Consider the following 9,986-nt stretch of genomic DNA (forward strand, 5'->3'; position numbering starts at 1 on the left):
TTGTCGTCCCCCCACACCCCCACCGACCGTGTCGGGTTCCCGGGTGGGACGCGAAAGACGCCCGGGCCGCGCGCGGCTCGGGCGTCTTTTCGGCGTTCGGCGGGGGGTCAGCGGTTCTGCATGATCTCCCGCATGAGGACGGCGGTCTCGCTCGGGGTCTTGCCGACGCGGACGCCGACCTTCTCCAGGGCCTCCTTCTTCGCCTGCGCGGTGCCGGCGGAGCCGGACACGATCGCGCCCGCGTGGCCCATGGTCTTGCCCTCGGGGGCGGTGAACCCGGCGACGTAGCCGACGACCGGCTTGGTCACGTTCTTCTCGATGTAGGCGGCGGCGCGCTCCTCGGCGTCGCCCCCGATCTCACCGATCATCACGATCGCGTCGGTCTCCGGGTCGTCCTGGAACGCCTGGAGCGCGTCGATGTGGGTCGTGCCGATGACGGGGTCGCCGCCGATGCCGACGCAGGTGGTGAAGCCGATGTCGCGCAGCTCGTACATCATCTGGTAGGTCAGCGTGCCCGACTTGGACACGAGCCCGATGCGGCCGGGCGTGGTGATGTCGGCCGGGATGATGCCCGCGTTCGACTTGCCGGGGGACGCGATGCCGGGGCAGTTCGGCCCGATGATGCGGGTCTTGTTGCCGTGCTTCTCCGCGTACGCCCAGAAGTAGGCGGTGTCGTGCACCGGGATGCCCTCGGTGATGACGACGCAGAGCGGGATCTCGGCGTCGACCGCCTCGACGACGGCGTCCTTGGTGAACTTCGGCGGGACGAAGACGACCGACACGTCCGCGCCGGTCTGCTCCATGGCCTCCTTGACGGTGCCGAACACCGGGAGGACGTTGCCGTCGAAGTCGACCGTCTGGCCGGCCTTGCGGGCGTTCACGCCGCCGACGACCTGGGCGCCGGACGCGAGCATCCGGCGGCCGTGCTTGGTGCCCTCGGAGCCCGTGATGCCCTGGACGATGATCTTGCTGTTCTCGGTGAGCCAGATGGCCATGCTCATGCACCTGCCGCTGCGAGTTCGGCGGCGCGCTTGGCCGCTTCGTCCATGGTGTCGACCTGCTGGACGCCGGGCAGCCCCGCGTCGTTGAGGATCTTGCGCCCGAGCTCGGCGTTGTTGCCGTCCAGCCGGACGACGAGCGGGCGGTCGACGGCCTCGCCGCGGTCGGCCAGCAGCTTGTAGGCCGAGACGATGCCGTTGGCGACGGCGTCGCACGCGGTGATGCCGCCGAAGACGTTCACGAAGACGGACTTGACGGCCGCGTCGGACAGCACGATCTCCAGCCCGTTCGCCATCACCTCGGCGGACGCGCCGCCGCCGATGTCGAGGAAGTTCGCCGGCTTCTGGCCGTTGAACTGCTCACCCGCGTAGGCGACGACGTCCAGCGTGGACATGACCAGGCCGGCGCCGTTGCCGATGATGCCGACGCTGCCGTCCAGCTTGACGTAGTTGAGGTCCTTGGCCTTGGCGGCGGCCTCCAGCGGGTCGGCGGCGGCCTTGTCCTCGAACTTCTCGTGGTCCTGGCGGAAGCCGGCGTTGTCGTCCAGCGTGACCTTGCCGTCGAGGGCCTTCACCTGGCCGTCGGCGGTGAGGATCATCGGGTTCACCTCGACGAGGGAGGCGTCCTCGTCGGTGAACACGGCCCACAGCCGCTCGATCAGCTCGGCGGCGCCGTCGAGGGCCTCCTGGGGGAGGCGGCCCTGCTCGGCGATCGAGCGGGCCGTGGCCCGGTCCACGCCGTCCAGCGGGGAGACCGGCACCATCGCGAGGCGGTCGTGCGGCACCTCCTCGATCTCCACGCCGCCCTCGACGGAGCAGATGGACAGGAAGGTGCGGTTGGCGCGGTCGAGCAGGAAGGAGAAGTAGTACTCCTGCGCGATCGCGCTGCCCTCCTCGATCAGGACCTTGTGGACCGTGTGGCCCTTGATGTCCATGCCGAGGATCCGGTCGGCGAGCGTCTCCGCCTCGTCGGCCGTGTCGGCCAGCTTCACGCCGCCGGCCTTGCCGCGGCCGCCGGTCTTCACCTGGGCCTTGACCACGACCTTCTTGCTGCCCGCGGAGAACAGCTCCTCCGCGATGGCGCGCGCTTCCTGGGGAGTACGGGCGACCTTGCCGGTGGGCACCGGTACCCCGTACTCGGCGAAGAGTTCCTTCGCCTGATGTTCGAACAGGTCCACGAGGGCGTCCTTAACGGATCGACAGCCAAAGACCACACGAGTCGGCGATCTACACGGGTTTCCGTGCGGCCGGCACTCTGCGGTCCGCTCCGTCGATGCAGCCTAGTCAACCCGCCTTCGTGGTGATGCCGCCGGGTCCATATGTCACGGAGTGTCCGTCCTAGAAGGCAACTGTCACCGGGCGGCAGGTGTCTCCTCCTGAGGGGTGGGCACGAGTGGCTCGTGAGGAGGATGAACCATTTGACGTAGCTTGATGTACTTAATTCGCTTCTGCGAGGTGCGGCAAAGGGGGCTGGGCGCATGGCGATGGCGGACGAACGGGACCCGTCCCTCGCAGCCGCCGTCCCCGTACGGCACATCCCTGTCGAGCCCGCGCGGCCCCGCAGGCGGCCGGGCGCCCGCGGCCGGTCGGGCGTGCGCACGGCCCGCCGCACCACCGCCCTGCTGATCATCGCCGCGCTCGTCGCGACCGGCGGCGCCACCGTACCGGAACCGTCCAGCCCCGGCTGGGCGAGCCCCGGGCTCATCGGCGGGGGCGGCTGGCCGTTCACCGGCGTCCCGCTCTCCCCCGAGCAGGCCGAGGGCGCCTCCTACCTGCCGGACAGCTCCGCCATCCGGCTCGCGGACGGACGCATCCGGCTCATCCCGTCCGGCGGCGACACGCCCGTCACCGTGGACGCATCCGACCCGCAGGTCGACACGGCCGTCCGGTCCGACAACCTGTGGCTGTCGCAGGGCACGATCCCGACCGGCGGGAAGGGCCAGACCTACCGCGACATGGCGGCGCGCGCCCTGCTCGACCTGCGGCTCCTCACCCGCCCGAACGGCGCGTCGCTCGCCTCCTGGTACACCAAGTGGCGGTACTGCTGGCCGCGCGACTCCGCGTTCACCGTCGCCGCGTTCACCGTCACCGGCCACCCGTCGGAGGCCCGCCGCGTCCTGCGCTTCCTCGCCCGCGCCCAGAGCGACAACGGCATGTGGGCCGCCCGCTACAACGCCGACGGGACGGCGGTCGCCGACGGCCGCCAGCCCCAGCTCGACTCGCTCGGCTGGGTGCTGTGGGCGGCCTGGTTCTACCGCGTCCAGACGGGCCCGCCCGACGAACTGCCGGACCTGTGGCCGATGGTGACCCGCGCCGCCGACCACTTGGCACGTTCCTTGGACGCCGAGGGGCTGCCGCCCGCCTCGTCCGACTACTGGGAGCGCGACCCCCACCGCGAGCAGGACCCGCGGCGCCCCACCCTCGGCGTCGTCGGCCCCGTCCTCGCGGGCCTGCGCTCGGCCGCGGACCTCGCGCGGCTGCGCGGTGACAGCGGCAAGCAGGCCGAATGGCAGCACGCCGCGCGACGGGTCTCTGACGCCGTGGCCAGGCAGTTCGCACCGTACGGATACCCTCGCTCGCCCGTCCCCGGCGGCCTCATGGACACCTCCGTGACGTTCCTCGCCCCGCCGTTCGCCCCGGCCGACGAGGAGATCACCGCCGCGATCGCGAACGCCGCCCGCCGGCAGGCACTGCCGAACGGCGGGGTGCTGCCGGGCGAGCGCTGGTCCGGCACCCCGGACGTCGCCTGGACCCCGGAAACGGCCCTCTTCGGCCTGAACAGCGCCGCCTCCGGCCGCACGGACGAGGCCCTCGACCGGCTCAGCTGGCTAGCGGCCCACCGAACATCCCTCGGCGTCCTCCCGGAAAAGGTCGGCCCGACCGGCAAACCCGCCGGCCCAGCCCCCCTCGGCTGGACAGCGTCCCTGGTCCTCCTCACCCTCTCCGCCCTCGAACGCCCTCTACCCGTCCCCTAGGGTCAGGCCGGCTCATCGGCGAGGACGGCCCAGACCTGGACGTCTCTGCGCTCGCCGCCCAGCACGAACGCCTGCCGCAGGACGCCCTCGCACGTCATGCCGAGACGCGTCGCGACCGCCGCGCTGGCGGTGTTGCGGGGATCGCAGAGCCACTCGACCCGGTGCAGCCCCCGCGTCCCGAACGCCCAATCGATCATGTGCCGGACGGCCGTGGTGACCAGCCCGCGCCCGCGCGCCTCCGCGGCGAGCCAGACGCCCACCTCGCAGACTCCCTGCACGGCGTCGAACGTCCGGAAGAGCGCGCCGCCCTGGAGGACGCCGTCGACCCAGATGCCGTAGATGCGCCCCCGGTCGGCGGCCTGCTTCTCCGCGTAGGACTGCAGCAGGGCGCGGGCGGTCTCCTCGTCCACGACCGTCCGGGCCCAGGGGATGTACTCCTCGATGTCGGCGCGGACCCTCCGCGCGTGCTCGGCGAACTCCGCCGCCTGCCACGGCTCCAGCGGACGGAGTTCGGCGCCGTCGGCGATCGTGCGAGCGAACATGGGACCTCCTGGGGGGTACATACCGAACGTTTGTTATGTACCCTACGGGAATGCCCGCCCGAGGTGATCACGACGCCCGCCGCCGGGACGTGTCCGAGGCCGTCTGGCGCGTCCTCGCCGAGCACGGCTTCGGCGGCCTGACGCTGCGCGCCGTCGCGGCGGAGATGGGCGCCTCCACCGGCCTGCTCACCCACTACTTCCCGAACAAGAGGGCCCTCGTCGCGCACGCCCTCGACGTGGCCGACGAGCGCACCGCGAGCCGCCCCCTGCGCACGGCCCGGCCGGGTCTGCCCGCCCTGCGCGCCGCCCTTCTCGACGTCCTGTGCCTCACCCCCGCCGCGACGGCCATGAACCGGGTGTGGGTCAGCTCCTGGGACGTCTCGCTCGCCGACCCCGGCCTCGCCGACCGCCAGCGGGAGCGCTACGACCGCTGGCGCGATCGGCTCCGCCCGCACGTGACCGCGGCCGTCGCACTCGGCGAACTGCCCGCCGCGCTCGACGCGGACGACGTCGCCGCGTCCGCCGCCGCCTTCGCGCACGGTTTGGTCGTCCACGCCCTCTTCGACCCGGCCCGCTTCCCGCCCGACCGCCAGGTCGCCATGCTCGACGCCTTCCTGGCGTCGCTGAACCCGGCCTCCCGGCCGGACTGAGGAAGCGCGATGCTGGAGCCATGACGATCAGCACGCGCGCTCTCGGTGCCGACTTCCCCGCCCCGATCGACGACCGGTACTTCGAGGACTACAAGGAGGGCTCGGTGTACGAGTACGGCCACGTCAGCGTGACCGAGGCCGAGATCGTCGAGTTCGCGCACCGGTTCGACCCGCAGCCCATCCACACCGACCCGGACTTCGCCGCGACCGGGCCGTTCCAGGGCATCATCGCGAGCGGCTGGCACACCGGCTCCCTCATGATGCGGCTGTTCGCCGACCACTTCCTGTCCCGCGTCGCGAGCCTCGCCTCCCCCGGCCTGGACGAGCTGCGCTGGCCGGCGCCCGTCCGGCCCGGCGACGCACTGCACCTGCGCGTCACCGTCCTGGAGGCCCGCCCGTCCCGCTCCAAGCCCGACCGCGGCATCGTCCGCACCCGCGCCGAGTTGCTCAACCAGGACGACCAGGTCGTCCTGACCACCCTCCCCACGAACCTCCTGAAGCGCCGCGCCGAGGGCTAGAGTTTTTCGATGGTGGCGAAGCGGAGGACTAGGGTGCGGACGCCGTATTCGCCGCCGAAGTCTACGCTGGCCTTTTCGCCTCGGTCGTAGACGGAGACGACGGTGCCCAGGCCGAAGGTGTCGTGGGTGACCTTGTCGCCTGGGGAAAGGGACGGGACGGGGCGGTTTCCCGGGGAGCGGGTGCCCGGGCGTGCGGCCATTCGGGACATCGCCGGGGTGGACGTCGACGAGGCTTCTCGTTCCCATTCGAGCAGGGTCGTGGGGACCTCGCCCAGGAAGCGGGACGGGGGGTTGACCTGCGGTGCGCCCCACGAGCTGCGCATCGTGGCGCGGGAGACGTAGAGGCGCTGCCGGGCGCGGGTGATGCCGACGTAGGCGAGGCGGCGTTCCTCTTCGAGTTCCTTGGGGTTGCTCATGGCGCGCAGGTGCGGGAAGACGCCGTCCTCCATTCCGGTGAGGAAGACGACGGGGAATTCGAGGCCCTTGGCGGTGTGCAGGGTCATCAGCGTGACGACGCCCTGGTCGGTCTCCTCCGGCTGCTCGCCGGGCGGAACCGGGCCGCCCTTGGCGCCGCCGGGAATGGAGTCGGCGTCGGCGACGAGGGCGACCTGTTCGAGGAATTCGGGGAGGCGGCCTTCGGCGGATTCGCCGTCGAGGCGCTCCTCGAATTCGCGGGCGACGGCCTCCAGTTCCTGGAGGTTCTCGACGCGGGTCTCGTCCTGCGGGTCCTTGGACGCCTGGAGTTCCTCCAGGTAGCCGCTGGTCTTGAGGACCTCGGTGATCAGGTCGGCGGGGGTGAGGGTCTCGGCGGCGGCGCGCAGCTCGTCCAGCAGGGTGACGAACTCGCGGACGGCGTTGATCGAGCGGGTCGCCATGCCGGGCACGTCCTCGGGCACCCGGAGGGCCTGCCAGAACGAGATGCGCTCGCGGGACGCGTACGCCTCGACGCAGGCTTCGGCGCGGTCGCCGATGCCGCGCTTGGGAACGTTCAGGATGCGGCGCAGGGAGACGGTGTCTTCTGGGTTGGCGAGGCAGCGCAGGTAGGCGAGCGCGTCGCGGATCTCCTTGCGCTCGTAGAACCGGACACCGCCGACGACCTTGTAGGGCATCCCGACGCGGATGAAGACTTCTTCGAAGACTCGCGACTGGGCGTTGGTGCGGTAGAAGACGGCGACGTCGCCTGGGCGGGCGTCGCCGTCGTCGGTGAGGCGGTCGACCTCGTGGGCGACGAACGCGGCCTCGTCGTGCTCGTTGTCGGCCACATAGCCGGTGATCTTGTGGCCTTCGCCCTGGTCGGACCACAGCTTCTTTGGTTTGCGGTCGGCGTTGCGTTCGATGACCGCGTTGGCCGCCGAGAGGATCGTCTGGGTGGAGCGGTAGTTCTGCTCCAGGAGGATCGTGGTCGCGTCCGGGTAGTCGCGCTCGAACTCCAGGATGTTGCGGATCGTCGCACCGCGGAACGCGTAGATCGACTGGTCGGCGTCGCCGACGACGCATAGTTCGGCCGCGCCGACGCCTTCGACGGGGGCCGTCAGTTCGCGGACGAGTTCGTACTGCGCGTGGTTCGTGTCCTGGTACTCGTCCACCAGGACGTGCCGGAACCGGCGCCGGTAGTGCTCGGCGGCCTCCGGGAAGACCTGCAGCAGGTTGACCGTCATCATGATCAGGTCGTCGAAGTCCATCGCGCCGGCCTGCTGGAGCCGCGCCTGGTACATCTCGTACGCCTCGGCGAGCGTCTGCTCCATGTGCGTGGACGCGCGGTTCTTGAACGTCTCGTAGTCGATCAGCTCGTTCTTCAGGTTGGACACCTGGGCGCTGAACGACTTCGGCGGGTACCGCTTCGGGTCGAGGTCGAGCTCCCGGCAGACGAGCGCCATGAGGCGGTTCGCGTCGGCCTGGTCGTAGATCGAGAAGCTCGTGGGGAAGCCGAGGCGCTTGGCCTCGCGGCGCAGGATCCGGACGCACGCGGAGTGGAACGTCATCACCCACATGGCGCGCGAGCGCGGCCCGACGAGGGCGTCGACGCGCTCCTTCATCTCGGCGGCGGCCTTGTTGGTGAAGGTGATCGCGAGGATCTGGCCGGGGTGCACGTCCCGCTCGCCGAGCAGGTGCGCGATGCGGTGGGTGAGCACCCGGGTCTTGCCCGAGCCGGCGCCCGCGACGATCAGCAGGGGGCCGCCGGAGTGCACGACGGCGGCGCGCTGCTGCGGGTTGAGGCCATCGAGCAAGGGGTGGTGAGCTTCGGTCTTCGACATCACGTGCGAGTCTACGGCGCGGCGCGGACGTTTTCGGCGCGTCCCCGAACCCGGCCCGCGCGGCAGCATGTGGACAGATGGGCCGCCCCGGGTTGATTCGATCTCGCGACCGGCGGACGTTGGGGCTCACCCAAGTCAGGGGAAGGGTGGTTTCGATGACGATCCACCAGCAGGACTTCCAGGCGCCGCGGGACGCCGAACCGACCCGGATCGAGATTCCCGCCCAGCGCGCGCAGCGAGCGGTTCCGCCGCTCCCCCGGCCCGTGCCGCGGCCGGTTCCGGTGCCGGTGCCGCTCCGTCCCGGGCACCGGTTCCTCGTCTACAAGCAGGACCCGTCGGTCACCGCGCTCGGCGCGCGGCTGGCCTTCCTGCCGACCGTGGTGCTGAACGGCCCGATGGACGCCCGCGTCCAGACGGAGCTGGCGCAGGTCACCCCGGTCGCCCGCAACATCAACGGCGATTTCGTGTTCGCCGCCGGGACGCCGCAGTTCGACTGCGCGCACACGTTCGCCGTCGTCCGGCAGACGATGGCGATGTACGAGCGGCACAACGGCGGCAACCCCATCCCGTTCGCGTGGAACGTCAGCGGCAACACCGACCGCATCACGGTGTTCCCGCACGCCGGCGAGGGCGCGAACGCCTTCTACAGCCGGACGGCGAAGGCGCTCAAGTTCCTGTTCTTCACGCCGCAGGGGCAGCGCGCCGTCCTGCACACGTGCCGGTCGCTGGACATCGTCGCGCACGAGACGGGCCACGCGATTTTGGACGGTCTCAAGCCGGGCTGGCTGTCGGCGGGCAATCCGCCGCAGACGGGCGGGCTGCACGAGGCGTTCGGCGACATCACCGCGATCTTCCTGGCGCTGGCGGAGCCGGACCAGGCGGAGGCGCTGGTGGCGCTCACCAAGGCGAACCTGCACGACAAGTCGTTCCTGTCGGAGCTGGCGGAGGAGTTCGGCAAGGCGCTCGGGATGCCGTCCGGGCTACGCAACGCCGACAACGACCTCAAGCTCAGCCAGGTCGGCAACGAGGTGCACGCGATCTCGCAGGTGTTCACGGGCGCGATCTACGACGTCCTCGCGGACGTCTACACGTTCGAGCTGAGCCGGCAGCGGCGCACGAAGGACCCGGCGATCGTGCTGATCGAGACGGCGTCCGCGCTGTGCAAGCTGGTGTTCGACGCGATCGTGGCGTCCCCGGCGACCGGCGCCCGGTACGTGGACGTCGCGAACAAGATGCTGCAGGTCTCGGCGGGCCGCGGCGACCCCGCGATCTACCGGACGTTCATCCGCAACCGGTTCGCGGTCCGCGAGATCACGACCGCGGCGACGCCGCTGCGCGACATGCTGAGCGGGCGGATGACGATGACCGAGCCCGGCTACACCGGCGACGGCCAGGACGTCACGGAGGTCGAGCCGCGCGACGAGCACTCGGCGAGCCTGCGGGCCGACCAGGACAGGTCGCGCTGCTGCGGCACCATGCAGATGCCCGAGTACCAGGTCGTGGCCCCCGAGAAACTGGCCAGGCGGGGCTCTCTGGAGGACGATGACATCCTCCGGGACGAACTGGACGAGTTGCACCGGGCCTTCAGCAAGTAGGAGGAGCCGGGCGGAGAGGGCGCCATGCGCGTGAAGATCGAGAGCACCGGCGGGTTCACCGGCCGGAACGCCGTCGTCGCGCTGTACGACACCGCCGCACTCCCCGCCGGGCGGGCCGGCCGGATCCAGGAGGCCGTGGACGCCCTCGCCGCGGCCCAGGGCGAACCGGAGGAGATCGGCGCCGACCTGCCCGCCTACCGGATCACGATCGACGAGACCGGCGAGGAGCCCCGCGTCTACGAGGTGCGGGGCGACCCGGCGGCGGGCGTGACGTCCGTCCTCGGCGCCCTCCTGCAAGGCCCCGACTCGACCTGAATCGGTGGCGGGCCCGGCCCGCCGCCGTTCAGGTCTTGCGGTGGTCGCGGGCCGCCTCGGCGGCCGCGCGGACGGGCACGCGGCCGGCGCCGGTCGCGGCCATCGACGCGGCGGCGGCCGCGCCCCACACCACACGCC

At 71.3% G+C, this 9,986-nt stretch carries 9 protein-coding genes; 5 read left to right on the top strand and 4 right to left on the bottom strand.

What is annotated here, in order from left to right; genetic code table 11:
- Positions 1-107: 107 nt before the first annotated feature.
- Together sucD and sucC are read right to left on the bottom strand one after the other, a co-directional pair.
- The gene (gene sucD, locus HUX53_RS37430; RefSeq protein WP_176408008.1) at positions 108-995 is read right to left on the bottom strand and encodes a succinate--CoA ligase subunit alpha; all 888 of its coding nucleotides are present in this window, start codon (positions 993-995) and stop codon (positions 108-110) included.
- 2 nt (positions 996-997) lie between these two features.
- Complete coding sequence (sucC, locus tag HUX53_RS37435) at positions 998-2,176, bottom strand: ADP-forming succinate--CoA ligase subunit beta (RefSeq protein ID WP_176408009.1); 1,179 nt, start codon at positions 2,174-2,176, stop codon at positions 998-1,000.
- A 300-nt stretch (positions 2,177-2,476) separates the two neighbouring features.
- On the opposite strand from sucC, the gene HUX53_RS37440 reads away from it, so the two are divergent.
- Positions 2,477-3,973 (top strand): glycoside hydrolase family 15 protein, encoded by a 1,497-nt coding sequence (locus HUX53_RS37440; protein WP_255206007.1) that lies wholly within the window; start codon positions 2,477-2,479, stop codon positions 3,971-3,973.
- Between the two features lie 2 nt (positions 3,974-3,975).
- Here the strand turns inward: HUX53_RS37440 and HUX53_RS37445 are convergent, their stop codons facing one another.
- Complete coding sequence (locus tag HUX53_RS37445; protein WP_176408010.1) at positions 3,976-4,515, bottom strand: GNAT family N-acetyltransferase; 540 nt, start codon at positions 4,513-4,515, stop codon at positions 3,976-3,978.
- A 50-nt stretch (positions 4,516-4,565) separates the two neighbouring features.
- Between HUX53_RS37445 and HUX53_RS37450 the strand changes: the two genes are divergently transcribed.
- Both HUX53_RS37450 and HUX53_RS37455 read left to right on the top strand, forming a co-directional pair.
- Positions 4,566-5,165 (top strand): TetR/AcrR family transcriptional regulator, encoded by a 600-nt coding sequence (locus HUX53_RS37450; RefSeq protein ID WP_176408011.1) that lies wholly within the window; start codon positions 4,566-4,568, stop codon positions 5,163-5,165.
- Positions 5,166-5,185: 20 nt separating this feature from the next.
- Positions 5,186-5,683, top strand: coding sequence for a MaoC family dehydratase (locus HUX53_RS37455; protein ID WP_176408012.1), 498 nt, complete (start codon positions 5,186-5,188; stop codon positions 5,681-5,683).
- On the opposite strand, the gene pcrA is transcribed toward HUX53_RS37455, so the two are convergent.
- The gene (gene pcrA, locus HUX53_RS37460) at positions 5,680-7,938 is read right to left on the bottom strand and encodes a DNA helicase PcrA (RefSeq protein WP_217920354.1); all 2,259 of its coding nucleotides are present in this window, start codon (positions 7,936-7,938) and stop codon (positions 5,680-5,682) included. The genes HUX53_RS37455 and pcrA overlap by 4 nt on opposite strands.
- Positions 7,939-8,093: 155 nt before the next feature.
- Between pcrA and HUX53_RS37465 the strand changes: the two genes are divergently transcribed.
- Both HUX53_RS37465 and HUX53_RS37470 read left to right on the top strand, forming a co-directional pair.
- Positions 8,094-9,533 (top strand): hypothetical protein, encoded by a 1,440-nt coding sequence (locus HUX53_RS37465; RefSeq protein WP_176408013.1) that lies wholly within the window; start codon positions 8,094-8,096, stop codon positions 9,531-9,533.
- Between the two features lie 24 nt (positions 9,534-9,557).
- Positions 9,558-9,848, top strand: coding sequence for a protealysin inhibitor emfourin (locus tag HUX53_RS37470; RefSeq protein WP_176408014.1), 291 nt, complete (start codon positions 9,558-9,560; stop codon positions 9,846-9,848).
- The last annotated feature ends 138 nt before the right edge of the window (positions 9,849-9,986 follow it).

Source organism: Actinomadura sp. BRA 177 (assembly GCF_013372625.1).
GTDB lineage: Bacteria > Actinomycetota > Actinomycetes > Streptosporangiales > Streptosporangiaceae > Spirillospora.